This is a genomic window from Flavivirga abyssicola (assembly GCF_030540775.2).
GTDB lineage: Bacteria > Bacteroidota > Bacteroidia > Flavobacteriales > Flavobacteriaceae > Flavivirga > Flavivirga abyssicola.
This window is the reverse complement of sequence record NZ_CP141266.1, coordinates 1148653-1174715: the sequence shown is the minus strand read 5'-3', so window position 1 is coordinate 1174715 and position 26063 is coordinate 1148653. Positions and strand designations below refer to the sequence as shown.

Annotated in this window: 20 protein-coding genes and 2 tRNA genes; 16 read left to right on the top strand and 6 right to left on the bottom strand. The window is 32.7% G+C overall.

Annotation, left to right across the window (positions count from 1 at the left end; translation table 11 throughout):
* Window positions 1-81 precede the first annotated feature (81 nt).
* Complete coding sequence (folK, locus tag Q4Q34_RS04685; protein ID WP_303318607.1) at window positions 82-1212, top strand: 2-amino-4-hydroxy-6-hydroxymethyldihydropteridine diphosphokinase; 1131 nt, start codon at window positions 82-84, stop codon at window positions 1210-1212.
* Window positions 1213-1251: 39 nt separating this feature from the next.
* Here folK and Q4Q34_RS04680 read toward each other — a convergent pair whose 3' ends face one another.
* The 4 genes from Q4Q34_RS04680 to Q4Q34_RS04665 all read right to left on the bottom strand — a co-directional run bounded on the left by Q4Q34_RS04680 (window position 1252) and on the right by Q4Q34_RS04665 (window position 3591).
* On the bottom strand, window positions 1252-1887 hold the full coding sequence (locus tag Q4Q34_RS04680) for a dual OB domain-containing protein (RefSeq protein WP_303318606.1): 636 nt from the start codon (window positions 1885-1887) through the stop codon (window positions 1252-1254).
* A 10-nt stretch (window positions 1888-1897) separates the two neighbouring features.
* Entirely contained in the window at window positions 1898-2338 is a 441-nt protein-coding gene (locus tag Q4Q34_RS04675; RefSeq protein WP_303318605.1) for a DUF488 domain-containing protein, read from the bottom strand.
* Entirely contained in the window at window positions 2331-2972 is a 642-nt protein-coding gene (locus Q4Q34_RS04670) for a DUF488 domain-containing protein (RefSeq protein ID WP_303318604.1), read from the bottom strand. Before Q4Q34_RS04670 ends, Q4Q34_RS04675 begins: the two co-directional genes overlap by 8 nt.
* A gap of 190 nt (window positions 2973-3162) precedes the next feature.
* The gene (locus Q4Q34_RS04665) at window positions 3163-3591 is read right to left on the bottom strand and encodes a DUF1801 domain-containing protein (RefSeq protein WP_303318603.1); all 429 of its coding nucleotides are present in this window, start codon (window positions 3589-3591) and stop codon (window positions 3163-3165) included.
* 291 nt (window positions 3592-3882) lie between these two features.
* Here Q4Q34_RS04665 and Q4Q34_RS04660 point away from each other — a divergent pair, with 291 nt between their 5' ends.
* A complete protein-coding gene (locus tag Q4Q34_RS04660; protein WP_303318602.1) occupies window positions 3883-4761 on the top strand; it encodes a hypothetical protein in 879 nt (292 codons plus the stop codon).
* Between the two features lie 48 nt (window positions 4762-4809).
* Window positions 4810-6132 (top strand): hypothetical protein, encoded by a 1323-nt coding sequence (locus tag Q4Q34_RS04655; RefSeq protein ID WP_330444587.1) that lies wholly within the window; start codon window positions 4810-4812, stop codon window positions 6130-6132.
* Window positions 6133-6270: 138 nt separating this feature from the next.
* Here the strand turns inward: Q4Q34_RS04655 and Q4Q34_RS04650 are convergent, their stop codons facing one another.
* On the bottom strand, window positions 6271-6801 hold the full coding sequence (locus Q4Q34_RS04650; RefSeq protein ID WP_303318601.1) for an RNA methyltransferase: 531 nt from the start codon (window positions 6799-6801) through the stop codon (window positions 6271-6273).
* Window positions 6802-7133: 332 nt separating this feature from the next.
* Here Q4Q34_RS04650 and mutS point away from each other — a divergent pair, with 332 nt between their 5' ends.
* The 7 genes from mutS (at window position 7134) to Q4Q34_RS04615 (ending at window position 14801) form a co-directional block, all read left to right on the top strand.
* The gene (mutS, locus tag Q4Q34_RS04645) at window positions 7134-9746 is read left to right on the top strand and encodes a DNA mismatch repair protein MutS (RefSeq protein ID WP_303318600.1); all 2613 of its coding nucleotides are present in this window, start codon (window positions 7134-7136) and stop codon (window positions 9744-9746) included.
* A 117-nt stretch (window positions 9747-9863) separates the two neighbouring features.
* A tRNA-Gly gene (locus Q4Q34_RS04640) sits at window positions 9864-9935 on the top strand.
* 26 nt (window positions 9936-9961) lie between these two features.
* Window positions 9962-10045, top strand: a tRNA-Leu gene (locus Q4Q34_RS04635).
* Between the two features lie 171 nt (window positions 10046-10216).
* Window positions 10217-11512, top strand: coding sequence for a hypothetical protein (locus tag Q4Q34_RS04630; protein WP_303318599.1), 1296 nt, complete (start codon window positions 10217-10219; stop codon window positions 11510-11512).
* Between the two features lie 4 nt (window positions 11513-11516).
* Window positions 11517-12629 carry a kinetochore Spc7 family protein gene (locus Q4Q34_RS04625; RefSeq protein ID WP_303318598.1) on the top strand — a complete coding sequence of 371 codons (1113 nt, stop codon included), beginning with the start codon at window positions 11517-11519 and terminating at the stop codon, window positions 12627-12629.
* Window positions 12626-13606, top strand: coding sequence for a hypothetical protein (locus tag Q4Q34_RS04620; RefSeq protein ID WP_303318597.1), 981 nt, complete (start codon window positions 12626-12628; stop codon window positions 13604-13606). Before Q4Q34_RS04625 ends, Q4Q34_RS04620 begins: the two co-directional genes overlap by 4 nt.
* A 4-nt stretch (window positions 13607-13610) precedes the next feature.
* Window positions 13611-14801, top strand: a complete 1191-nt coding sequence (locus Q4Q34_RS04615) for an FtsB/FtsL family cell division protein (protein ID WP_303318596.1) — start codon at window positions 13611-13613, stop codon at window positions 14799-14801.
* Between the two features lie 437 nt (window positions 14802-15238).
* Here Q4Q34_RS04615 and Q4Q34_RS04610 read toward each other — a convergent pair whose 3' ends face one another.
* Entirely contained in the window at window positions 15239-16099 is an 861-nt protein-coding gene (locus Q4Q34_RS04610; protein WP_303318595.1) for an AraC family transcriptional regulator, read from the bottom strand.
* A 209-nt stretch (window positions 16100-16308) separates the two neighbouring features.
* Between Q4Q34_RS04610 and Q4Q34_RS04605 the strand changes: the two genes are divergently transcribed.
* From Q4Q34_RS04605 to Q4Q34_RS04580, 6 genes are read left to right on the top strand one after another with little or no spacing between them, the layout of a single operon-like run.
* Window positions 16309-19386 (top strand): SusC/RagA family TonB-linked outer membrane protein, encoded by a 3078-nt coding sequence (locus Q4Q34_RS04605; protein ID WP_303318594.1) that lies wholly within the window; start codon window positions 16309-16311, stop codon window positions 19384-19386.
* Window positions 19387-19396: 10 nt separating this feature from the next.
* Window positions 19397-20866, top strand: a complete 1470-nt coding sequence (locus tag Q4Q34_RS04600) for a RagB/SusD family nutrient uptake outer membrane protein (RefSeq protein WP_303318593.1) — start codon at window positions 19397-19399, stop codon at window positions 20864-20866.
* Between the two features lie 13 nt (window positions 20867-20879).
* Complete coding sequence (locus Q4Q34_RS04595; RefSeq protein ID WP_303318592.1) at window positions 20880-21827, top strand: aryl-sulfate sulfotransferase; 948 nt, start codon at window positions 20880-20882, stop codon at window positions 21825-21827.
* A 10-nt stretch (window positions 21828-21837) separates the two neighbouring features.
* Window positions 21838-23382, top strand: coding sequence for a cellulase family glycosylhydrolase (locus tag Q4Q34_RS04590; protein ID WP_303318591.1), 1545 nt, complete (start codon window positions 21838-21840; stop codon window positions 23380-23382).
* Window positions 23383-23417: 35 nt separating this feature from the next.
* Entirely contained in the window at window positions 23418-24473 is a 1056-nt protein-coding gene (locus Q4Q34_RS04585; RefSeq protein ID WP_303318590.1) for a glycoside hydrolase family 130 protein, read from the top strand.
* On the top strand, window positions 24466-26025 hold the full coding sequence (locus Q4Q34_RS04580; protein WP_303318589.1) for a cellulase family glycosylhydrolase: 1560 nt from the start codon (window positions 24466-24468) through the stop codon (window positions 26023-26025). The genes Q4Q34_RS04585 and Q4Q34_RS04580 overlap by 8 nt, the downstream gene beginning before the upstream one ends.
* Window positions 26026-26063: the final 38 nt, after the last annotated feature.

Here is a 26063-nt window from a genome sequence, read left to right as displayed (position 1 = left end):
GTGTTTCGAGGTAATTTGTGAATAAATACGTCTCGTAAATATAAACGAATAAAAATTGTTTTAGTTATTTTGCCAATACTTATGATAAAACCAACGACATTTCATATCGCTTTAGGAAGTAATAAAGGAGATAAACTTAAAAACCTCCAAAATGCAGTTGATTTAATACATGTGAGAGCAGGTAATATAAAACTGATTTCTAAAGTATATAAGTCGCCTGCTTTTGGATTCGAAAGTGATGATTTTTTTAATGCTTGTCTGGTTTTAGAAAGTTATTTAGATCCTCAAAAATTACTTCAGGTTTTATTAACTATTGAAACTGATTTAGGGCGTACTAGGAAAAACTCTGAAGGTTATGAGGCCCGTATTATAGATTTAGATATTGTTTTTGCTGAAGATAGTATTATTGAATCCAATACACTTCAAGTACCACATCCAGAAATGGAAAAACGAAGGTTTGTATTATTACCACTTCATGATATAGCATCTAAAATAAAACACCCAAAATTAGATAAACAAGTATCAGTTTTGTTAGAAGAATGTGGAGACGAAAGTGTTTTAGAGCCTATTAATATTTGGTTGAAAAACCCAAGAAAAGCTTTTGACTTCTCTAAGTATAATTATATTGCTATTGAAGGTAATATTGGTGCTGGTAAAACCAGTTTGGCAAATAAAATAGCGCACGATTTTAATGCGAAACTTATTTTAGAGCGTTTTGCTGATAATCCGTTTTTGCCTAAATTTTATGAAGACGCTACGCGCTATTCCTTTCCTTTAGAAATGTCTTTTTTAGCAGATCGCTATCAACAAATATCGGATGATTTATCTCAGTTAGATTTGTTTAAAGATTTTATTGTAAGTGATTACGACGTGTTTAAATCACTTATTTTTTCAAAAATTACATTGCAGGAAGATGAGTTTAAATTGTACAGAAAATTATTTCATTTAATGTACAAAGAGATATCAAAACCCGATTTGTATGTCTATTTATATCAGAATACTGAGCGTTTACAAGAAAATATTAAAAAACGTGGCCGTGATTATGAACAAAATATTGAAAATGACTATTTAGAAAAGATTAATGCGGGGTATCTCGATTTTTTAAAGTCGCAACCTGATTTTAATGTGAAAATCATTGATGTTTCGGATAAGGATTTTGTTGAAAATAGACTGGATTATTTGTGGATTTTGGGAGAGATTTGTGGGAAGTGATTTTTTAGTTGCGCTTCACGTTTTGGGCATCGTTTTTAATTAGTGGATAATCGTTGCTACCAATTTATAATACCAATCATTAAAAGGTACTCCTAAAGACAAAACAACGTCAATATTATTTTTATTTTTAAGAATTGTTTTGTTGTTATTGTAATTGTCTAAAAAAACAGGGTCAGTTATAGGAAAGTCATAAGAGTTATTATTATAAGAAAAATTAAGTCTAATCTGCGGTTTTTTTCTGTCTTCATATTCCTTTTCAACTATTTTAAATTCAGTTAAATTAACTAAAATTAAAGAGTGGTCAAGTGTTTTAATTGTATCTTCAGGAAGTGCTTTTCCCCGATTACCAAAAATTAAATTTGTTCCACTATATAAATTATTCAGTATGTTTTTGTTTGCTTTTCCAATAGTTAATATTTCGTTCTCATCAAAACTTGTATTTTCTGATTGATATCCGCTCCCTACTTTATTAGTTCCATTGATTTCAATAATATCTAATGGAAGAATTTTTTCACATAAAGAATTAGGTACTTGCCCGTGGTCCGCTTTACAAACTGGTCTTATCCATATAGCTTTATTGTTTTTTAAAATCGGTTTGTTGTTATCATCTAACAATATTCCAGCAATACATCTTCCTCTTTCTTTATAAGAATTAGCTAGACAGAGTAGTTTCATAAAATGTGTTTTAGGTTAAGTGAATTATTTCAACATCATTATTTACTTCTTGAAAATACTCAGCTAATAATCTTCGATGACATTTTTCTGCTGTATGTTCACTGCATAAGAGACAATTTTTATGTAAATTTTTGATATCTGTTTTTTTTGATATTTTTCGAAAATCCAATAAATCTAAATATTCTTGTTCGTATTTTTCCCAAGTAATATCTCCCTTTCTGTATTTAGAGAGTAATTCTTTTGTAGGTGCAAAATCAAGATTATGTTGATAGTTTATATCATTAAGTTCTTTTGCAAAAAACTTTAAATCATTTCCTTTTGCAAAACCAGATAATTGAGATGTATTATTTATTCTTGTGTCAACGATTTTATTTACTTCATTCGATTTAAGTAAATCAAAGAATTTTTCAGCATTTTTCTTTGTGAAACCTATTGTATATAATTTAACCATATTGTCTAATTTTACTAAACTCTTTAAACTTATTTGTTATCCAACCAATTTCTTTGTTATGCAATCTATAAGCTTCTTTAATAATATGACTTTCATTAACGTTTGGTTCAAAGAGAGAGGGTGATGGTAGTTTTTTTCGATATTTTTCTAAAAGTTCCTGCTCAAGTTGTGCATGAGTTTTAACAACTTTATTTTTTAAAATGTGATATACATTGTATCCTATTTTGTTCAAGTGTACTGATATCATAGAAAATCTATGACATTCCAAAGGGTTTCCCTCTGAACACATAAGAGCTATTTTATATCCTTTTGAAAAACCTTTGTCAACTCTCTCTACCCCTTTTTTAAATTCATTGGTTTTTCTAAATAACTCAAAATTCACTTGCCCGTTTTCATCTAAAACGTTTTTTTGTTCGTGTCTAGCACCAAATTCATCTTTGAAATGCATATAAGTAATGCCATTATTTTTTAAATAGTTTTTTAAAGGCAATTTGTTAAATTGTGGACTATAACTGCTTGCAGGGGTGCTTCTAACATCAATTAAACAGGTGATTTCTTTAAATTTCAATAATTCAAGAAAGTAATCAATTTGATGATTAGAATGCCCTACAGTATATATTTCCTTTAGATTCATATTTTATGCTCTATTTTCAATATTACAAAGTTAAATAATTCTTTTCGTAATAGACTGATTTTCGGTGTTTTCCTAGAATTATACTCAATATTAATAATCGATCATGATAAGCGAAGTTATAATTTTGTAAGTTTAGAATCAAATCAAATTGTAAATAAAGAATGACAAATAAGGAGACCGTTTTTACATTTTACATCCCCAACAAAGGCAAATGCTTCACTTTATGATATGTCAACGCAGCAGTAATGCAATTCTTTAAAGCTTCTTTAGGAAGATCTTCTTTTGGTTGAAGAACAATCGCCCTTTTTCCCTCAAAGTCAAGAACGCTTTTGTAAACGATTCTAAATGTAGATACCAATCTGCTAGTGCATTGAAAATACATGGCATATTGATTAGGGTTTTTAGAGCTCCAATTTATTCTAATGGTGCTGCCTTTTTTGGCTAGATAACTTGGTTCTCCCCATTTTAGCGTTTCTTCCAGATCGGTTACACCTTCTATGTCACTAGCGGTTTCAATAATCAATTCCCGAAGGCTTGTCATTTTCTTTCTAACCGAATTAGGATAATTATTGAAAATCGATTCAACTCTAGGATCTGTTCTTATTTCTATGTTTTTCATTCGTTCAATAATAACAACGCCACAACTTACCTAAATATTTAATGAGCACGCATGTTGCTTGTTGTAAAGTTGTTAATCATGTAAATTTACTGCAATAATTAAATATTAGTATCGTTTTATCTCTTTTTTACGATATAATAATTCTCCTTATTTATTAATGACTAAATGCTATGGCGGAAGCCGTTTAAACAAGAAAACTTGTATTTAAGCGAATTTTTTTGAGGCTATAGAAGGTTAGTATATACATTTGACAGCACCCTCATTTACTGTATTAAATTTAATTTATAATTTATGAAAGCTATTTTCATATGGTCGGTTCTTACATTCTTAGCAGTTTGTAATACGTATGCTCAAGAAAAGCACTACGAATTTAACAGACTTAACACTAGGAAACAAACGTTAAAAGGACAATCTACTTCAGAAATTTATGTTGTCTCTTGTTTAAAAACAGAGGCATCATTAAATCCAGAATATACTAAATTAAAAAGTGAGTTAGAAAAGGTAATCACCGATAGTATTTCTAAATCGGCAGATTATTACAAGGCTCTTGATAGATTTAATGATATATCGACTGTTAAAAGTAAAGTCCTTGCTTTTAACAGCTCAAGAAAGTCTTTCAGAAATAAAGTAACGTTTTTAAAAGAAGCACAAATTCTAGCTTCAAAACATAAAATTAAAGATCTTTTTTATTCCGATAACTACATAAATAAAGGTATGAAGGCTGGATTTTTACTTCTTAGTTTAAATCCTGAGAATATGAAAGCGCATTTAAACAAGATTTTATTGAAATTAGATAATAAAATTAAAGTTCCGGAAAAACCTACTTATGAATTAATTGCCGCTTTAAGAGAGAAATTATCCAATACTAAGAAAACAAAAGATATTAAAAACCTAAAAAATAAAAAGGGTTATGCGTTACAAAATAACATAGTACCTCCCGAAGAGATAACAGGAGATTTCTCGGTTTTAGGCGAATATTTTGTATTAAACAGACCAACCAATAGGTTTTTGAAGGATCAATTAATATCAAAAAACACGGTTTTAAATTTACGTATAGCTAAAGAGAAATTATACACTAAAGAAGAACGCGTGTTAATTCAAAATAACCGAACTAAAGAAATGTATTTGGTGGATAATAGTTTTTTAAACGGCTTTTCTGTTAAAAGTTAAGAAGGTTCTATGAAGTCCAATAAAGAACTATTTTAATAATAAATATGTATGATGAAAAATTTCACTAAAATAATATGGTTGCTAACAGTCGTTTCTGTAAGTGTTAGTGCTCAACAAGAAAGAGGTATAATGGGGGCTGATAATTGGCTCAATGGCTGGACAGAATTTAACCCCAGTACAGTAGATTATGGAGAAAGCACTCATATATTGAGTGGCAATATAACAGAAGATACAACACTTTATAAAGCGCATACTTATTTGTTGTTAGGAAATGTTTTTGTTACAAATAATGCCATTCTTAGTATAGAACCGGGAACAGTGATTATGGGAGATTCCCAATCGAAAGCAACGCTTACTATCACTGTAGGAGCTGCTATAATAGCTGAAGGGACTTCAACCGATCCTATTGTTTTCACTTCAAATAAAACCACCAAAAAAGCAGGAGATTGGGGAGGTATAATAATACTTGGAGATGGGCATACTAACAAATTGGAGAAAAGTTCTGGAACTTCTTTTTATGCAAAAATTGAAGCCTCAAACTATAAATACACAAATTTTGGAGGAGAAGGCCTAAAAGACAACTCCGGATATATATCATATGTAAGAGTGGAATATGCAGGAGGAAAAACGAAAAGGTCTAATGTTTCCAATGCTTTATTGTTAGGTGGATTAGGGGCAAAAACTACAATAAATAATGTCATGGTAAGCTATTCTGCGGGCAACTCCTTTAACGTTATTGGAGGAGAAGTTAACATGGATAAAATGGTTTCATATAAATCTAATGGAAATGATTATAGTTTTAGCTATGGAGCAGTGTGTCATATAAATAACTCATTGGCTGTTCGGTCGCCTTATATATCATCCGGTGAATCTAGATGTATTAACGCAGTCTCTTACAATAGTGTTAAAGAGGTCGATTTTACTAAACAAAATACAGTAGTGATAGCAAAAAACATGACACTTTTAACTGAAACTAAAAACTTAGATTATGAAATTGAAGTAGGTCTGATAAAGGAATCTATATATATAGGTGAAAACACGAATTTTAAAATCGACAGAAGTGTGATATCTGGTTTTAATAAAGCAGTAATACTTGGTGAAAACACCAAAATTAATGATGCTAGTTTGGCAAGGATACAATTTGAAAATACATATTTCAACAATTGTAATGGGACTGTTTTTTTAAACTTCAACAATAACAATGAACGTTTAGAAAGTTGGTACAAAAACCCTTCTTTTTTTAATATATACTCTAAAACTAATCCTTCTGAATTATTCATTGATTTAGACAATGGTAAAAGACCAGATTATAGATTGCTTAAAAACAAAATAATGGCAATGAGCAATGGTTCAAAAATAACTAACAATTAATCATTGAAAATTCTTGTGTGAATTTTGTGATTAAAATTAGTTAAAGATGAGTATGATAGAAACGAATTATAAGGCTCATCGTTTTATGTTTATTTGGTGTCAAACAAAATATCTGGATTTTAGCTCAATAGTGTTCTATTAGTTATTCAACTTAGAGAACACATCCCAAACCACAACGCCACAACTTACAGAAATATTTAATGAGTGTTTAGTCCCAAACTGTGGAATCTCAATAACAGTATCGCTGGCACTAACCACATTTTGAGCAACTCCTTTTACTTCATTGCCAAAAATTAGAGCGTAAGTCGTGTTAGCTTTAGGTTTAAAGTCATTTAACATAGTAGCGTTTTCAGCTTGTTCAATAGCACATATTTTTATGTTTTTAGCTTGTAATGTTTCAACTAAATCCATCGTATCGTCAACATATTCCCAATCTACCGTATCGGTACTGCCCAAAGCGGTTTTATGAATGTCTTTATGAGGTGGTTTAGCTGTGATGCCACAGAGATAGATTTTTTCAATTAAAAAGGCATCACTGGTTCTAAAAACAGAACCGATATTATTAAGACTTCTAATGTTATCTAGGACAATAATGATCGGTGTTTTTTTTACCGATTTAAAATCATCGACACTCAATCGGTTTAATTCACTATTTTTTAGTTTGCGCATTAAAAATTGTTTTCTTTCATTTCCGCATAGGCGAAGACCTTATCGTTTATGTCACTACGAGGACTAAGGACGTGGCAATCTGTTAAATTAAAGATTCTTCCTTAACTTCACTATGTATCTTTAAATAAAATATATTTTGTTTTCGATAATGTTCAGAATGACAGTCATTGTTAAAATCTTACCATAATTGTAGATAACTTCTAATGTTTCAATTTTAAAAAAAATCAAAATAATACTACATTAGCAATCTTACAATATCTGCAAAAATAACACTTAAAAACCATTTTACCATTGGTAGATTTCTGTCTTCGCGGAAATGAAAAAAAGATTAAATGAAGAAAAAATCAAAAAAAGAGACGCCTTTAATGAAACAATACAATACGATTAAGGCAAAGTATCCAGATGCTTTACTATTGTTTCGTGTTGGCGATTTTTATGAAACTTTTGGAGAAGATGCTGTTAAAACGGCAGGTATATTAGGTATTATTCTAACCAAACGTGGTGCAGGTAGTGAAAGTGAAACCGAATTAGCTGGTTTTCCGCACCATTCGTTAAACACGTATTTACCTAAATTGGTCAAGGCAGGCGAACGTGTTGCCATTTGTGATCAGTTAGAAGATCCTAAACAGACCAAAACGATTGTAAAGCGTGGTGTGACCGAGTTGGTTACTCCAGGGGTTGCATTGAATGATGAGGTTTTAGTATCAAAATCCAATAACTTTTTGTGTTCGGTTTATTTTGATAAAAAATATATAGGCATTTCGTTTTTAGATATTTCTACTGGGGAGTTCTTAACCTCACAAGGTAATGCAGAGTACATAGATAAATTGTTGCAGAATTTCAGACCTAGTGAAGTCTTGGTCTCCAAGAAAAAACGGACCACGTTTAACGAAACGTTTGGAGACGATTTCCATACATTTTATATGGAAGATTGGATCTATCAAACCGATTATGCCTATGAAACACTAATAAAGCATTTCGATACTAAAACACTAAAAGGTTTTGGTATTGAAGATTTGTACGAAGGTATTATTGCATCTGGGTCTATTCTCCATTATTTATCGGAAACGCAGCATAACAAACTACAACATATTACCTCTATTTCCAGAATAGCAGAAGACGAATATGTATGGATGGATAAATTCACCATTAGGAATTTAGAACTTTATAATTCGACTAATAATAATGCTGTTACCCTTTTAAATGTGATTGATAAAACCATTTCACCTATGGGCGGAAGGTTATTGAAGCGTTGGCTGGCCTTGCCTTTAAAAAATGTTGAAAAGATCAAGCAGCGTCATGAAGTCGTTAGTTTTTTAACTCAGGAACATACTGTACTTCAAGAAATTCAAAGTCATATTAAACATATTGGCGATTTAGAGCGACTCATTTCTAAAATAGCAACGGGTAAGGTAAATCCGCGAGAAGTTATTCAGCTTAAGAACTCTTTGGAGGCTATTGTGCCTATAAAATCGTTGGCGTCAAATTGCGAAAATGAATCGCTTAAGGCTATTGGAGATAATCTTCAAGGTTGTGACGTGCTTCGTGAAAAAATTAAAGAAACGCTCAATGAAGATGCTCCCGTAAATGTATTAAAAGGAAATAGTATTGCTTCTGGTTTCTCATCGGAATTAGATGAATTGAGAGATTTGTCTAAATCGGGAAAAGATTATTTAGATAATATGCTGGAGCGTGAAAGTGAACGTACTGGCATTACGTCTCTTAAAATAGCCTCAAACAATGTGTTTGGGTATTATATTGAAGTACGTAATACACATAAAGATAAAGTACCTGAGGACTGGATTAGAAAACAAACTTTAGTAAGTGCGGAAAGGTACATTACAGAGGAACTTAAAGAATATGAAGCAAAAATATTAGGTGCAGAGGATAGAATTCAGGCTATAGAGCAACAGCTATTTGCAGAATTGGTTAGCTGGATGAACCTATATATAAAAGTAGTGCAGCAAAATGCTTATTTAGTAGGGCAGTTAGATTGTTTATGTGGATTTTCTCAACTGGCAAAAGACAACAACTATATATATCCTGTTATTGATGATTCTTTTGATTTAGTGATTAAAGATGGTCGTCATCCAGTCATAGAAAAGCAATTGCCTATCGGGGAAGCCTATATAGCCAACGATGTATTTTTAGATAGGGCGACTCAGCAGATTATTATGATTACGGGACCTAACATGTCTGGTAAGTCGGCTATTTTACGCCAAACAGCATTAATTGTGCTTTTAGCCCAAATAGGTAGCTTTGTACCTGCCAATGAAGCGCGTATTGGTTTAGTAGATAAGATTTTTACCAGAGTTGGGGCGAGTGATAATATCTCTATGGGAGAATCGACTTTCATGGTAGAAATGAATGAAACAGCTTCTATTCTTAATAATATATCAGACAGAAGTTTGGTGTTACTTGATGAAATAGGGCGTGGAACGAGTACCTATGATGGTATTTCAATAGCTTGGGCAATTAGTGAATATTTGCATGAACATCCTGCGAAACCAAAAACGTTGTTCGCAACACATTACCATGAGTTAAATGAAATGACCGAAACATTTGATCGTATTAAAAATTTCAACGTATCGGTTAAAGAATTGAAAGACCATGTGCTTTTTTTAAGAAAGCTGGTTGAAGGTGGTAGTGAGCATAGTTTTGGGATTCATGTAGCTAAAATGGCAGGCATGCCACAACAGGTATTGCGTCGCGCAAATAAAATTTTGAAGAAATTAGAGAAGTCTCATTCTAGTGAAGAGTTAACAGATAAGGTTAAATCCATAGAAGACGAGATGCAGTTAAGTTTTTTCAATTTAGATGATCCGTTATTGGAAAATATTAAGGAAGAAATATTATGTACTGATATTGATACACTTACACCGGTGGAAGCGCTCATGAAACTCAACGAAATTAAACGAATGTTGGTCAAAAAAAAGCGGGCGTAAAATAAATTTCATTTATTTTACTAAAAGGCTTTGCAATTAATATAAATATTTTAAATTTGCATCCGCAATCACGATTGCACCGCCTGCTTATCGCAGGTAAGTTCATTAAAAATGACTGCGAAAGTAGCTCAGGGGTAGAGCATCACCTTGCCAAGGTGGGGGTCGCGGGTTCAAATCCCGTCTTTCGCTCTGATACTTTCTTAAAATATACCAATGCTGAAGTGGTGGAATTGGTAGACACGTTGGACTTAAAATCCAATGGACATTAGTCCGTGCGGGTTCAAGTCCCGCCTTCAGTACAAAGCCTTATCAAATTCTTGATAAGGCTTTTTTGTTTTTATTATTTAATAACTTCTCTTTAAAATATAAAAAAAAACAAAAACCTTACCATTAGTAAGGTAAAACCTTACTTTTTATTTATAAGATCTCATTAGTTTTAAGCTTTATTTCAAACTATAATGAATATTCTTATGAAAAAACTAATTCTTTTATTTATACTATTAATCACATCTTTTTCAGTATTTGCACAAACACTAGATGTTGACCCTCAAAATAGTGGAGTTGAGGGAGGGGAAATAAGGTTGTTGAACAGTAATTCTAGCTATAACCCTTGGCATATTGACAATTATGCTGGTCATTTTCGTTTATTTCACTCAGGTACTACCTATTTTCAGGTAACTCCATCTGGAGAAACAAGAGTGCCAAATGATTTTATTTTAAACAATGCTCTAAAAGTTTCAACTGAAAATAATTTTGCATCAGAAGGTTCTATATCCGAAGGTGTTTGGGGAAACTATATTTTAACCAATAATTTGACATCTAGAACATTAAGGATTGGAGTTTCAAATGACAGCTATACTAGAGGAGAAATTGAGATAGAAAATAATGATTCAGCATCAGCTAAAATATTTTTTAAAACTAGTAATGCTGGTGGTGGAGCCAATGCTAGGATGACTATATTAGGAGATGGTAAAATAGGTATAGGTACTACAAATCCTTATAGTTTATTAGATGTTCGCACATCAGATAATAAAGGGCTTAGGTTTAATTATAATGATGAATCAGCAATAACTTTTTGGCCTAATAATGGTAATTCTGTATTTCATTTGAGTCATGGACATGACAATAAATTATATCTGTCTCATGGGAGCAATGTTGGCGCAACTAAGCTAATGACATTTGTTAACTCTAGTAGAGTTGGAATTGGTACTACTTCACCAACCGATATGCTAGAAATTGCTGGAAATTTAAAGATTAACGGTTCTCAAACTGATGATGAAATTAGATTTGAATCTCAGAACGGTTTTCACAGAATAGCTTTTCGTCAACTTAGATTTTACGATTGGGATGGAGGCGGAGATAACTTAACCATTAATAATGGTACTGTCGGCATCGGCACCACAGACACCAAAGGTTTCAAACTAGGCGTCAACGGTAAAATAGCAGCAACAGAAGTAAAAGTAGCCACCTATTCGAATTGGGCAGATTTTGTTTTCGAAAAAAATTACAATCTACCAACTCTTAAAGAAGTAGAAGAACACATCAAAGAAAACGGGCATTTAAAAGACATCCCTAGTGCCAAAGAAGTAAAAAAAGACGGTTTCTTTTTAGGAGATATGGATTCCAAATTGCTTCAAAAAATTGAAGAATTAACGCTTTATACTATTGAGCAACAAAAAGAACTTCAAAATCAAAAAGTAATTAATGAAGCTTTAGAAGAGAGATTAAAAAAAAATGAAAAACTATTATATTCTAAAAAACAATAATATTATGAAAAAACTAGTTTTATTAAGCTTCTTTATTAGTAGTGCAATATGTGCGCAAGTTACAGATACTGGTGATAAGGTAGGTGTAGGAACAACAACACCAGCAAGAAAATTAGAAATAACTGAAAATAGTAGTACTGATGCTGCGGCGTTAAGATTAACTAATTCAGGATGGATTTCTCACATGTCCACCTCATTAGAATTTAAAACAGGGTCTCAAAAGTCCGTGCCTACTTCAAAGATTTCTTCTATCATGAATGGGAGTGGTAATGCTGGTGATAGACTTAGTTTCTTTTTGCAAGAAAACGGGACAAACCCTAATAACAATCCTTTAGTCGAAAAAGTATCAATATTACCAAATGGTAATTTGGGAATAGGTGTTATCAATCCTAGTAAAAAACTTCATGTGAATGGAGTAATTGGAGTTGGAATTATGAGTGGATCCAACTCAGAAGGTTTCAGAATTGACTATGTTGATGGCGGGGAAGGAACAACTACGTTCAAAAATAACAGATGGGGAGGTAACATTTATTTTAAAAGAAATAGCTCATTAGGAGAAAGGACTCAGTTCTTTTTTGGAGGAGCAAATGAGCATTATATGAATATATATAACAGTAATAATGAAGTGAAAGTAAGATTTATTTCTGGGGGTAATTCTTATATAAATGGAGGGAATTTGGGTATCGGCACCACAGACACCAAAGGTTTTAAATTAGGAGTGAATGGCAAAATAGCAGCAACCGAAGTAAAAGTAGCTACTTATTCGAATTGGGCAGATTTTGTTTTTGAAAAGGATTACAACCTACCAACTCTTAAAGAAGTTGAAGAACACATCAAAGAAAAAGGGCATTTAAAAGATATCCCTAGTGCCAAAGAAGTAGAAAAAGACGGTTTCTTTTTAGGAGACATGGATTCAAAATTGCTTCAAAAAATTGAAGAATTAACGCTTTATACTATTGAGCAACAAAAAGAAATAGAAATTCAAAAAAATAAGATAAAGCAACTTGAAGAACAAGTTTCTGAAATAAAAGAACTTAAAGAAGAAAATAAGGAGCTTAAACTCTTATTAGAAAGAGTAACAAAACTAGAACAACAATTAAATATAATGCAAAAATGAAAAAGACAGTAATTATTTTAGGATTAATAATAACTCATTTGGGATTTTCTCAGGCTATTACCGATACTGGTGATGAAGTTGGGATAGGTACTACTACCCCAACATCAAAGCTTCATGTAGCAGGAAACGGAGCAGTTATTAAGTTACAAAACACGAATTATGAAGATACCGAAAATGCTTTTTATGGCTGGTTAGGAGGTTATGATAAAAGTGGTGACGAGATTTGGTATCTAGGAGAAGGCAGTGCCAATAATAAATCATTAGGGTTTTTCACCAATCGAAATGGATATGATTTAAAATTGTGGAATAATAAAAAAGGAATAACAATAAAAAATAGTGGTTATGTAGGTATTGGCACCACTAGCCCAAGCGCAAAATTGCAAATAGATATGCCTATAAGTTCTTCTTCATATTTTTTAAAACTAGCCGATAAAATGAAGTTTAGAAGTGATGGTGTTTTAGAATGGGGAGCATCTAGTAATCAAGGGATTTTGTCTTGGGATACTGGAAGAGCTATAATAGGATCTAAAGGAGGGCATGATTTATCTTTATATGCTAATTCTTCAGAGAAAATGAGGATAAATCAGAATGGAGATGTAGGCATCGGCACCACAGACACCAAAGGTTTCAAACTAGGAGTTCAAGGAAAAATAGCAGCGACAGAAGTGAAAGTAGCCGCCTATTCGAATTGGGCAGATTTCGTTTTCGAAAAAAATTACAAATTACCAACCCTTAAAGAAGTTGAAGAACACATCAAAGAAAATGGGCATTTAAAAGACATCCCTAGTGCCAAAGAAGTAATAAAAGACGGTTTCTTTTTAGGAGACATGGATTCAAAATTGCTTCAAAAAATAGAAGAGTTAACACTTTATACTATTGAGCAACAAAAAGAACTTCAAAATCAAAAAGTAATTAATGAAGCTTTAGAAGAGAGATTAAAAAAAATTGAAAAACTATTATATTCTAAAAAACAATAATATTATGAAAAAACTAGTTTTATTAAGCTTCTTTATTAGTAGTGCAGTATGTGCGCAAGTTACAGATACTAGTGATAAGGTAGGTATAGGAACAACAACACCAGCAAGAAAATTAGAAATAACTGAAAATAGTAGTACTGATGCCGTGGCTCTAAGGTTAACTAATTCAGGATGGTCTTCTAACATGTCCACCTCATTGGAATTTAAAACGGGATCTCTTAAGTCAGTACCTACATCAAAGATTTCATCCATTATGAATGGAAGTGGAAATGCAGGAGACAGACTTGGTTTTTTTCTACAAGAAAATGGAACTAATCCTAATAATAATCCTTTAGTTGAAAAATTATCAATATTGCCAAATGGATATGTTGGAATTGGGACTACTGGACCGGCTAGTCAACTTGATGTTCGCACCTCAGATGGCAAAGGAGTTTGGCTTAATTTTAATAATGAATCAGCTGTCACTTTTAGACCAAATAATGGTAATTCTGTATTTCATTTAAGTCATGGACATGACAATAGGTTACATATATCTCAAGGAGTAACAGTAGGAGCAGGTAAATTAATGACATTTGTAAATACAGGCAATGTAGCTATAGGAACTACAACTCCTGCAAGCAAACTACATGTTTTTAATAGTGGAAATCAAAATGGTTTAATAATTGAAAGTAGCTCATCATCTATGACAAATTATGGGCTAACAGTAAATAATACATCAACAACTAATGGATACTTGCTTAGGCTGAGATCTTCAGCGGTGGACAGAGTTACTGTAGCTGGAAATGGAGATGTCGGCATCGGCACCACAGATACCAAAGGCTTCAAACTAGGCGTCAACGGTAAAATAGCAGCAACAGAAGTTAAGGTAGCCGCCTATTCGAATTGGGCAGATTTCGTTTTCGAAAAAAATTACAACCTACCAACCCTTAAAGAAGTAGAAGAACATATCAAAGAAAACGGGCATTTAAAAGATATCCCCAGTGCCAAAGAAGTAAAAAATGATGGTTTCTTTTTAGGAGACATGGATTCTAAATTGTTACAAAAGATAGAAGAATTAACGCTTTATACTATTGAGCAACAAAAAGAAATAGAAATTCAAAATAATAAGATAGAAAAACTAGAGAAAGAAAATAGAGAGTTAAAATCACTTTCTATGAGATTAGCAGAAATTGAAAAATTACTTAATAATAAATAAAAGACCAATATGTAACCTGGTCTTTCTTCTAGAATGTATTTTGTTAAGATATCTGGTACAACAAAGATGGTCATCAAAAAACGTATAGTTAAATAATTTGGGCTATTGATCGCTTCGAATCAAGCATTAAAGAAGTGTCTTTTATTCTTTTGTATAAAAATAGAAACCTATCCTATAATTAAAAAACATAAACCTCGAACTTATTATGTAATTAATTATGAACTCATTTAGACTTTTTGGATTTAAGCAAAAACAGAGCTGAAAACAGCAATTTTTTAGCAAATTGAAAAAGTCTAAATGAGTTCTATATCAGGATAGGCTTTGCTTCATTGAAGGGGGCTTTTTTACGCCATCAAAATAAAAACTATTTTACTTGTTATCTATTGAGTATCTTGGTTTCTTGTTAAATACATTGATTTAAGTTTTAAAAATCACTGTTACTCTTCTACATGGTTAATATAATTAATCCTGTATTGTTTAGGAGAAACCCCGTGCTTTTTTTTAAAAGATCTGTTGAAGTTTGATAAAGTGATAAAACCAGTCATGTATGAAATCTCATTAATAGGGATGTTGGTTTCAGATAGTAATTTGGTAACAATAGATAATCTATGATCAAGCAAATATTTTATAAAACTCTGACCTGTCCGCTTTTTAAAATAGTGACTAAAAGCCGATTCGGACATATTAATCATTTCTGCTAATGTTGCTAACTTAATTTGCTTATTGTAGTTGTTTTCAATATAATTGATAACTATCGTAATGCGTCTACTTTCACTATGTTGACTGTAGTTATTGCCAGCTGCGCTACTTAATATCTTTTTATCGTCAGATTTAGATAAATCATGCAAAATTTCTAAAAATAATAGAAAAGAACCAAAATGATCGGCATCCTTTAGCCTTGATATTTTTTTTACAATTTTAGTTTTTGTTGGATCTTGAATAGAAATGCCTCTTTTAGACGATTCTAATAATGTTCGTATGTCTTTAAATATTTCGTAATCAAGTATTTTTGGAGGTAAGAATTGTTCTTGAAATTGAATGGTTGTAACATCAGCATTGCTAATCTCTTCATTAGATTTCCAGATATGTTTTAAATCAGGACCTAATAATGTTAAATCAACAGAGTCACATTCTTCAATAGAATCTCCTACAATTCTTTTTCCTTTTAAATTGGTTATTAAATTTAATTCAAATTCATTATGATAGTGAATGGAATAGTCAAATTTTGCATTCTTATGTCTTAGTATAACAAATGGCGCATTCGACTTTAATGGTGTTATTTCTTTAATAGTCTTCATGGTATAGGGGGCTTAATGAAGTGTTAACTAATTTGCGACAAAATTAGTAAAATACTATTTTAATGATAAACAATGTCTTAATAATCTGATTACAACTAACTTTTTATTACCAATAAATTCATTATAAGCACAGTTTTAGGTGGAAAAGTGTCACTCTCAACTATTCAAGTGATTTAATTTTGTCATAGATAAATTTTATACCCTAATCTATGAAAAAATTAAAAAACAAGTCATTTGTAATATTGCTATTACTCAGTTTATATGCAAGTTTTTCTTATGCCCAATCAATAAAGGTGCAAGGAAAAGTTGTAAGCGAATTAGGTTACTCCATCCCAGGAACTTCAGTTGTTGAAAAAAATACACCTAATGGTGTATCTACAGATTTCGATGGATCTTTTACTTTATATGTATCGAGTGATAATGCCATTTTGGAGATCTCTTCAATGGGTTATAAAACCGTGGAAATACCAATTGCGGGTGGATCAACTTTTAATGTTGTTTTATCTGAAGACATTTCAGAATTAGATGAAGTTGTTATAATCGGTTATCAAACGGTTAAAAAAAGTGATGTTACCGGGGCTGTTAGTAAGATTAACACTGAAGACCTATCAGAAATACCTGCAAACTCGGTAGAAGAATTATTAATAGGTCGTGTTTCAGGTTTAGTAATCGGGAATCCTTCAGATGACCCTGGGGCTGGATTAAATGTTAGAATACGTGGAGCCAGTTCGTTTACAGCGACAACACCTTTAATAGTAGTTGATGGATTTCCTCTTGGAGATGCTGGTAATTTAAAACAAATTAACCCAGCAGATATTGTTTCTGTTGAGGTGTTAAAAGATGCCTCTGCGTCAGCAATTTATGGTTCCAGAGGGGCAAATGGTGTTATATTGGTAACAACCAGAAGAGGCAAAGAAGGTAAGATGATTGTTAATTTTACTGCAAACTCAACCTATAGTGATTTTGCTACAGAATTTGATATATACAAAAACCCAGTAAACCTTGCCGTATTAACAGATGAAGGCAGAGTGAATTCTGGATTAGTACCTATTTATATAGGAGCAGAAGATGTTAACGGTACTTTTTTTCCTTCCATTTCACAGATAAGAGAAGGGTATCCTACGACAGATTATGTTGATTATGTTTTTAGAACACCCCTAAATCATAACTATAACGTAAGTGTTTATGGTGGAACCGAAAAAACAAAATACAATTTTGGATTAAACCTGAATACACAAGATGGTATTGTAAGAGATAATGATTTATCTAAAGTAACGGTCAGCTTTGGAATAGATCAAAAACTTAATGAGAAAGTAACGCTCTCTACAAATATGAATTTCTCTAGAGGAGAGAGAAGTGATAATGGAGGTATTTCTTTTAATAGAAATATATTATTTCCTATTTATAATGAGGATGGTAGCTTTTTTAAAGCGAATGATAATGATTTTTTCAACCCAGTAGCGCTTACAGAGTTGAGAGTTAATGAGACTACAACATTAGATCTCATATCTTCATCTATATTTTTATGGGAAATAAATGAGTCTTTAAAGTTTAAGTCTCAATTTAACTATAGTTTAGGTTCTTCATTTCAAGAACGCTATTTCCCTGATACATACACACAATTAGGTTTTGAAGGTAAAGGCGTGGCTTTTAACGATAATTTTCAAAATCAACGAGTCGTTGCAGATGCGTATTTTACTTATAATAAAACGTTTGCAGAAAAACATGCCTTGACTTTATTGGCGGGTTATTCCAGTGAATATTTTGAGGTAAGAACATCGCAACTTAGATCTCAAGGATTTGTTAATGGGTCTTTAGGTGCTGGAAATTTAAGCTTGGGTAATGAACAACGTACTTCTAATAACTTTATAGAAACAGCACTATCTTCAGCAATCTCAAGATTTAACTACGCTTTTAAAGAAAAAGTATTATTTACTTTTACAGGTCGTTTAGACGGTTCTTCAAATTTTGGAGCTAATAACAGGTATGCGTTCTTCCCTTCTGGAGCCATAAGTTGGAAAATGCAAAAGGAGCCTTTTATTGAAGACGGACTGCCATTTATAAACCAATTAAAACCAAGAGTAAGTTATGGAATTGTAGGTAATCAGGCAATTGGTCCATTTGAAACATTAAACAGATTAGGAAATGGACGTTATTTTACAAATGGTGGTTTTGTAACCACAATCGGACCAGGCATCATCTCAAACAATGGTATTTTTATAGAATCCAGAGGTTTAGGTAATCCAGACCTAAAGTGGGAAACAACCAAAGTTTTTAATGTAGGTCTTGATTTTTCAGCATTTAATCACCGATTGGATTTTTCTTTTGATTTTTACAATAAAGTTACAAATGATTTACTGGTAGATAGTACATTACCACCAACGTCAGGTTTTGACTTTTTAAGAATTAATGCAGGTGAAATTGAAAACCAAGGTATTGAGTTAAGTTTAAATTGTGATGTTGTAAGAAAAGCGAATTTTAAAATCTCTACAGGGATTATATTTAATAAGAATAACAACAAAGTATTAAGCTTAGGACCGCCAGAAAGCACGACTGTTTTAAGTGATGATTTTGGTAATCAATTTAGATTTACTGGGACAAATTTTAGAGACCAATACAGATCTAGAATTAATGTTTTTGCTATAGACCAACCAGTAAATGTATTTTATGGAGCTGTAGTTAAAGGAATTATTCAAAGTGAGGCAGAAGGATTGTTTAATGGATTTACAGGAGCAGCTGCTCAACCAGGAGAGTTCTTGTACGAAGATATAAATGGAGACGGTCAAATAGATCCTTTTGGAGCAGATAGAACCATAATTGGAGATCCGAACCCCGACTTTACCGCCAGTTTTACTTTAGATTTAACATATAAAAATTGGGAGCTAACCGCATTATTTAATGGGTCGTTTGGTGGTGATGTTGCAAACATTAACAAATATGCTACAGGTGCTGGTGGCGGACAAGTAAGCAATCTTTTGCAACGATGGTCTGCAGATAATCCTTCAACGTCATACCCTTCCTTAAGAGAGAATAGAAATGTAGCCTTTTCAGATTGGTGGATCGAAGATGGAAGCTTTGTTAGAATTCAAAATGTAAGACTTGGTTACAATTTAGAGGTTAATGCCATAAAATTAATCGATAAAGCCAAGGTTTATTTTAGTGGAGATAATTTATACAATTTCACCAATTATAGTGGTATAGATCCCGAGGTCAATTTACAAGGTACCGATCAAAATAGCGTGCCAAGGTTAAGAAGATTAACATTAGGTTTAGAAGTAACATTTTAGAAAATTAATTATGAAAAAAATATATACATTAATACTCGGACTTGTGTTGGCTTCATGTTCTTTAGAGCCAGAACCAACAACTTTTTTGTCGGATTCCAACTTTTACAATACTGCAGAAGAAGCAAATTCGGCTGTATTACACAGTTACCAATCTATGACGTTTTTGGATTATTCAAGACCTTATATGAATATTCCAACAACAGCTTCAGAAGAAACATTCCCAAAAGAAGGAGAAGGTCTAAATATCGATCAATTTGAAATCTTTAACGTCGATGATAAAAATCAGAATTTAGAACAATTCTTTAGACTGACTTACATTGGGTTAAACAGAGCAAATACGGTCATTGAAAAGACTGAAGAAGTCAGTTATAATAGAGATTTAGGAAATAAATTCAGAGGAGAGGGATTATTCTTAAGAGCCTGGCATCACTTTATGTTAGTAAGGTTATTTGGAGAAGTTCCATTAAAAATAAGTGCAGTAGATGAGCTGAGTGAAGTATTTGGTGCAGAAAATGCATCTATAGAATCTATTTATATGTCAATAATATCAGACTTAAATACAGCTATAGATTTGCTTCCAATAGAACGAGTGGGAGGCAGAGCAGATAAAGTTGCAGCACAAGGATTACTTTCTAAAGTATACATTACTATGGCATCAGCAAAAAGTACAGGAAGTCCAGGGTATGATTGGGTTTCTAATGCTGATACGTATTATAATTTAGCGTCTCAAACGGCTTCAGAAGTCATCAATAATCAATCGGTTTATACATTCGATCCAGATTTAATTCATATTTATGATGTATCGACATCTGAGGCATTTAACGGTCCAGAGCATATCTTTTTTATTCCTCAAGACAGAAGTGGATTAGCTGAAGGGGAGTTTTCAAAATTATCAAAATTCTTTATTCCAGCCAATGCGCCAAGTTCTTCTTTCTTACCAGATGGAACGCCTACCCATGGAGGGTTTGGAGTATACGTTACAGAAGCCTCTTTCCTATCGTCGTTCAATGTTAATGATAGAAGAAGAAATGAGCTTGTAATCGATGAGTTGTATAGAGAAAATGGAGATTTACAATGGACACCAACGGGAGGAGAATCTCAACCTTTTTCAAGAAAATACATCGATCCAAACTTTATTGGAGATAACACAAGTACGCACCCATATTTACTGAGATATTCAGACATTCTTTTAATTTATGCAGAAGCACAAGGGCCAACACCCGAAGGTTATAACGCTGTTAATCAGGTTAGGGACAGAGCCGGTTTAGTAGGTTTGCTCTCAGGGTTATCTGTTGCAGACTTTAGAGAAAAAATTATAGAAGAACGCGCTTTCGAATTAGCTTTTGAAGGGCATAGACTTTATGATTTAAGAAGAACCAATAAAATACAATCCGTTCTAACTGGAGTTTATGGCAAAACAATCACTAATAGTGCTTATTTTTTCCCAATTCCAGCAATTGAAGGCGAGTTAAACAAATAAAAAAAAGAGAATTATGAAAAATCAAATTTTAAAATTAGCACTTTTTATTTTCGTTACAACTTTTATTACATCATGTCAAGACGATCCTTTAGAGGACATTGTAAGTAATGACAGGCAGTTTTTATCATTTAAAGTAGAAGGACAGGTAGGACCAACAATAATAAAACCTACCAAAGATAGTTCCGGAACCGTAGATTTATTTGTTTTTGGAGATGATTTTGACTTAAGCAGTATCACGCCAGAATTTGAAGTGTCTGAAAAAGCATCTGTTTCTCCGCAAAAGGGAGAGACTATAAATTTTGATACTAATGATGGTTCTTATACATATAAAATTGTTTCAGAATCAGGTAAAGTACGAGAATGGACTGTAAATATTAAGAAATACGATCCGGTTTTAGATGGTAATTGGAAAGTAAGCTCATTGCTTTTCGATTGGCAAATAGGTTTGAATGTAGATTGGGGTTGGGGCGTTTTTGGTACGTATGATCCAGCAACAAGCTCTTATGATCCGGCCAATTATGTACCAGAAGTACTTTCTAAGGATTTTCCCGATGCAGCTTTTGAAGAAGACAATACTATAGAATTAAAAACGGTTTTGATTAACGAAAAAGGTAACGCAGAAGGAACTTTTTCTTCTGGAGCAGGAGAAGATAATACCTTCTCTTCTTTCGTGTTAGATCCAGATCATAAAGGAGAAGTTAGAGATTATTCACATAGATTCAGAAAAATGCCAGAAGGAAACGGTGTTTGGGAATTTAATGAGCTTGGGAAGGTAATAACTTTTTGGAAAGGCAGTAAAAATGGACTTGGAATAAAAGGAAACGTAACAGTAGATGCGCAAGGTAATATTAGCATAAATTTTAATGTATGGGAAGATACTTTTTCGTGGGATCATTGGGATGCAGAATCACACATACAAAGTGCTTACACGATTTATTACAATTTTGAATTAGATAAATAATTAAAGAGAGATGAAAAAAGGAAATTTAAAAACGCGTCATAAACTAAGTTTACTATTTATAGTTATAACATATTTTACAATAATAATGACCGCTTTTGGTTGTGATGATGACGAATATGAAGTTAAAATTGAAGAACAATCTAAAGACATCGTTGTAAAAACTGGAGACGTATTAATAGAGTCTTATATAGGTAATGGTGTGCAATGGGATCCATATCCACAAGCATACCGTTATTGGAATAAACCAATACAAGATGCTGACTGGAATAAGATGTATACACGTCTAGATTATATGAAACCAAGTTTTATACGTGTCGTATTTGGCTCTTATGATAAATATGCAATATCTGGAGTAGATAATTACGAGCCAACAGCAATGTATGAAGGATTAGGTAAGATTTTACAATACTGCCAAGATAATGATATTACGGTTATGCTAGGAGATTGGGGATATAATCAAGTCGATTCTAATCAAGATATGATTTTTGAAAGTAGAATTGATAACGCCGTGAATTACTTAGATTATTTGGTAAACACTCAAGGTTTTACATGTATTAAATATTATACAACAATAAATGAGCCTAATCTAAACGGATCTGCAGCTAACGGTAATTATAAGGTTTGGAAAGATGCAACGGCCTATTTTTATGATAAAATGGTTGATGCTGGATTACATACTAAAGTGAAATTAGCAGGACCGGATATTGCTATTTTTAATGATAACGATGTGTCCTGGATTTCAAATACAGAAACAGATTTAGGTGATAAAATAGACTTATACGATATTCATACGTATCCATCAAAAGGTGCTTTGTTTAGCGGAGAATTTGAAGCCTTACTTGATGCTTACAAATCTAAAATGCCAGAAGGAAAACAAGCTGTTATTGGAGAATTTGGTTTTAAGTATGAGACAGGCACTTCAATAATAGATAAAGAATTAAGCAGCGAGAATTTGAATAATATTAATACAGATCCATTTATTGGAATCGATTCTAACACTTTGGTAGACCAATATATACATGGTGTAGACTTAGTTGGATTGAATATGAAAATTATAAATTCTGGATTCGCAGGTGCCATTAATTGGAATTTAGATGATGCGATGCATAGTAGCTCAACTTCGGGTCAGGATTTAAAAATTTGGGGGTATTGGAATATCTTAGGAGAAGAACTGTTAGGTAACCCTGAAAAAGAAACCATAAGACCTCATTTTTATTCGTTTTCTCTCATATCAAGATACATGCAAAAAGGATCTAAAGTGTATAACGTAGAAGTTCCGGAATTAGTTGGATTAGATGCCATCGCAGTAGAAAAAGATGGAAAATATATGATTGCTATTAACAACATGAGCGAGAATGAATACCATCTAAATTTTTCATTAGATAATGGTAGTGAACTTTCGGGATTAAAAAAGTTCATATATAAGGAAGATAACAGATTAACGGATGCTAATGGATTTCCTTTACCAGAAGAACAAAACCTATCAATAGGAAAAGGAAAAGAAATTAGCATTCAATCTCAAACGCTTACCGTATATACAAACTTTGATTTTTAAATTAAAGTATTAAAGTCTCTCAATAAGAATAACTAATGAACAATAATAGCACAACTAAAGCAAGTACCATTCGTTTAAAAAAACATGAAAACAATCCTATTTTAAGCCCAAATCCAATAAACGAATGGGAAAGCTTAGTAGTTTGTAATCCCGGAGTTTGGTATGAAAACGGTAAATTTTCTATGCTATACAGAGCAGCTGGAAATGATAAAGAACATTTAATCAGATTTGGATTAGCTGAAAGTGTAGATGGTATTAACTTTACAAGAGTATCGAACGATCCTGTATTCTCACCTAGCGTTGATGGACCCGATATGGGAGGTGTAGAAGATGCCCGAATAATAAAATTTGGAGACGAATTTTATATAACGTATGCTTACAGGCCGTTTCCACCAGGACAGTATTGGAAATTTGAACACGATGTTATTATGTTACCAGAGTCTGGTGAATATACCCCTTTAGTGTATAAAAATAACATAGCAAACTCAGGTTTGGCGATTTCTAGAAATCTCAGGACTTTTAAACGGTTGGGAAGGATTACTTCTTCGAATTTAGATGATAGAGATGTTATTCTGTTTCCTGAAAAAATAAATGGAAAATTTGCCATGCTACATAGACCAAAAGAATGGATTGGAGAAAAGTATGGTACAAATCACCCTGCCATATGGATTCGTTTCTCAGATGATTTAATGGTGTGGGAAGAGCCAAGTACGCTATTACTTAAAGGTAAGGAAGATTCTTGGGAAGTAAAAATAGGAGGAAGCACACCCCCTTTAAGAACGAAAGAGGGTTGGTTAATTATATATCATGGTGTGGAAAATGGAGGCCTAGGTTATTACAGAGTGGGTGCTGCGCTATTAGATATTAATGACCCCACAAAGGTAATAGGCCGTATTAAAGATTGGATCATGGAGCCAGAACATGACTATGAAATTAACGGTTATTATAATGGCTGTGTGTTTCCAACAGGAAATGTTATTATAGAAGATACACTATATATATACTATGGCGGTGCAGATAAGTACGTTGGTCTGGCAACATGTAGTGTGAATGAATTGCTAGGTCAATTAAAAAATAGTTTAAATGCCTAAAGTTTTAGTTAGTTTTAGTTTCATATTATTAATTGTTTTGTTTAGTTGTAAGGAAGCAGGTACGATTGATAAAAGATATACGCTTAAGTTTAAGAAATCTAATATCATCGATCTGCCATTTATCGGTCATGGGGTGCAGTGGTCTGCATATCCCCATGCCGATTCATATGAAGCGGAGTGGGGCTTCTTAATGACAGATGAAAAATGGAACGAATTATACAAACGACTAGATTTTGTGAATCCACACATAATTCGTGTTATGGATGTTTCAACTTGGCGTTATTACAAAGGGTTAGATGTAAATAATCAACCCATTTTGGATTTCAATACTCAAGAGGTTAAAAGTTTATATAAAGTTTTGGACTATTGCCAAAAAAATGACATTACAGTTCTTTTTGGAGAATGGGGAGCTCCAGGACTTTGGAAAACAGATGAAAATCCAAACAATATTAATAGAGCAGACGATATTCGTTGGGTTGAAATGATTACTAAATACCTTGACCATCTAATTGTTGAAAAAGGATACACCTGTATTAAGTATTATAATTTAGTTAACGAACCTAATGGCTATTGGGCATCCACAAATGGAGACTGGGAACAATGGAAGGCAGGTTACCAGATGCTAAATAACGCTTTAAAATCTAAAGGGCTAGATAAATACGTAACCTTGGCAGGGCCAGATGCAGTAACACAATGGAATCATCCAACACATCCCAAAAAAGCCGAAGATTGGGTGTATTCCACAATAAATGATTTGGATAGTATAACAGCTCTATACGATTTTCATATTTATGCAGATCAAGAGCTCATTAGAACAGGGAATTTTCAAACCTACTTAACACCATTTACGACCGAAGTTAAAAAGACAAAGAAACCATTAATTCTTGGTGAGTTAGGAATGAAATATAGCGGTGATCTTAAGGAAGAAAACTTTAAAAAAGGGAAAGCCGATCCTTTTGCAGGTCCCGACGATTCCAGTATGTTTGTTTACGACTATTTTTACGGGGTCGATATGGCAGATGCAGCCATACAAAGCATGCTTGCTGGAGTAGGAGGGGCCGTTGCATGGGATCTAGATGATGCTATGCATACAGTAGGGGATTTAGGCGAGAAAAGTCAATTAAAAAAATGGGGTATGTGGAATATTTTAGCCGAAGAATTTGGAGACCTTGAGATAGATAAAACACCAAGGCCTTGGTCTTATTCATGGACCTTACTATGTAATTTATTTCCTCCCAATACTAAATTGTACAAGCCTGAATTTTCGATAAAAAATGATAGCATTCGTGCTATCGCTTCAGTTACAAATAAAAGTGTGACGCTTGCAGTCGTTAATCAATCAAAAGCATGCAAAACATTTAATATTGAAACCGAAGGATTGATAAAAAAACAGAATCTATATATGTATGAATATGTAGATGGTAAAAGAGCATTAAATGCTGATGGTTTTCCAGTGCCTTCAAAAGCTTTTGAATATAATGAAGATGAGGTCGTAAATATTACTGTCCAGCCAAAAAGTGTTGTGTTTTTAAGTTCTATATTACTCAATTAGTAATCACTACATTTTAACATATAATTTAATACAGACGA

What these genes read in the sequence shown, in the direction of transcription:
- Q4Q34_RS04610 (WP_303318595.1), bottom strand. Translation starts at nt 16,099, where the DNA reads ATGAAGACTATTAAAGAAATAACACCATTAAAGTCGAATGCGCCATTT.
- Q4Q34_RS04580 (WP_303318589.1), top strand. Translation starts at nt 24,466, where the DNA reads ATGCCTAAAGTTTTAGTTAGTTTTAGTTTCATATTATTAATTGTTTTG.
- Q4Q34_RS04680 (WP_303318606.1), bottom strand. Translation starts at nt 1,887, where the DNA reads ATGAAACTACTCTGTCTAGCTAATTCTTATAAAGAAAGAGGAAGATGT.
- Q4Q34_RS04585 (WP_303318590.1), top strand. Translation starts at nt 23,418, where the DNA reads ATGAACAATAATAGCACAACTAAAGCAAGTACCATTCGTTTAAAAAAA.
- Q4Q34_RS04675 (WP_303318605.1), bottom strand. Translation starts at nt 2,338, where the DNA reads ATGGTTAAATTATATACAATAGGTTTCACAAAGAAAAATGCTGAAAAA.
- Q4Q34_RS04630 (WP_303318599.1), top strand. Translation starts at nt 10,217, where the DNA reads ATGAAAAAACTAATTCTTTTATTTATACTATTAATCACATCTTTTTCA.
- Q4Q34_RS04650 (WP_303318601.1), bottom strand. Translation starts at nt 6,801, where the DNA reads ATGCGCAAACTAAAAAATAGTGAATTAAACCGATTGAGTGTCGATGAT.
- Q4Q34_RS04625 (WP_303318598.1), top strand. Translation starts at nt 11,517, where the DNA reads ATGAAAAAACTAGTTTTATTAAGCTTCTTTATTAGTAGTGCAATATGT.
- Q4Q34_RS04595 (WP_303318592.1), top strand. Translation starts at nt 20,880, where the DNA reads ATGAAAAATCAAATTTTAAAATTAGCACTTTTTATTTTCGTTACAACT.
- folK (WP_303318607.1), top strand. Translation starts at nt 82, where the DNA reads ATGATAAAACCAACGACATTTCATATCGCTTTAGGAAGTAATAAAGGA.
- Q4Q34_RS04620 (WP_303318597.1), top strand. Translation starts at nt 12,626, where the DNA reads ATGAAAAAGACAGTAATTATTTTAGGATTAATAATAACTCATTTGGGA.
- mutS (WP_303318600.1), top strand. Translation starts at nt 7,134, where the DNA reads ATGAAGAAAAAATCAAAAAAAGAGACGCCTTTAATGAAACAATACAAT.
- Q4Q34_RS04665 (WP_303318603.1), bottom strand. Translation starts at nt 3,591, where the DNA reads ATGAAAAACATAGAAATAAGAACAGATCCTAGAGTTGAATCGATTTTC.
- Q4Q34_RS04660 (WP_303318602.1), top strand. Translation starts at nt 3,883, where the DNA reads ATGAAAGCTATTTTCATATGGTCGGTTCTTACATTCTTAGCAGTTTGT.
- Q4Q34_RS04590 (WP_303318591.1), top strand. Translation starts at nt 21,838, where the DNA reads ATGAAAAAAGGAAATTTAAAAACGCGTCATAAACTAAGTTTACTATTT.
- Q4Q34_RS04670 (WP_303318604.1), bottom strand. Translation starts at nt 2,972, where the DNA reads ATGAATCTAAAGGAAATATATACTGTAGGGCATTCTAATCATCAAATT.
- Q4Q34_RS04655 (WP_330444587.1), top strand. Translation starts at nt 4,810, where the DNA reads ATGATGAAAAATTTCACTAAAATAATATGGTTGCTAACAGTCGTTTCT.
- Q4Q34_RS04605 (WP_303318594.1), top strand. Translation starts at nt 16,309, where the DNA reads ATGAAAAAATTAAAAAACAAGTCATTTGTAATATTGCTATTACTCAGT.
- Q4Q34_RS04600 (WP_303318593.1), top strand. Translation starts at nt 19,397, where the DNA reads ATGAAAAAAATATATACATTAATACTCGGACTTGTGTTGGCTTCATGT.
- Q4Q34_RS04615 (WP_303318596.1), top strand. Translation starts at nt 13,611, where the DNA reads ATGAAAAAACTAGTTTTATTAAGCTTCTTTATTAGTAGTGCAGTATGT.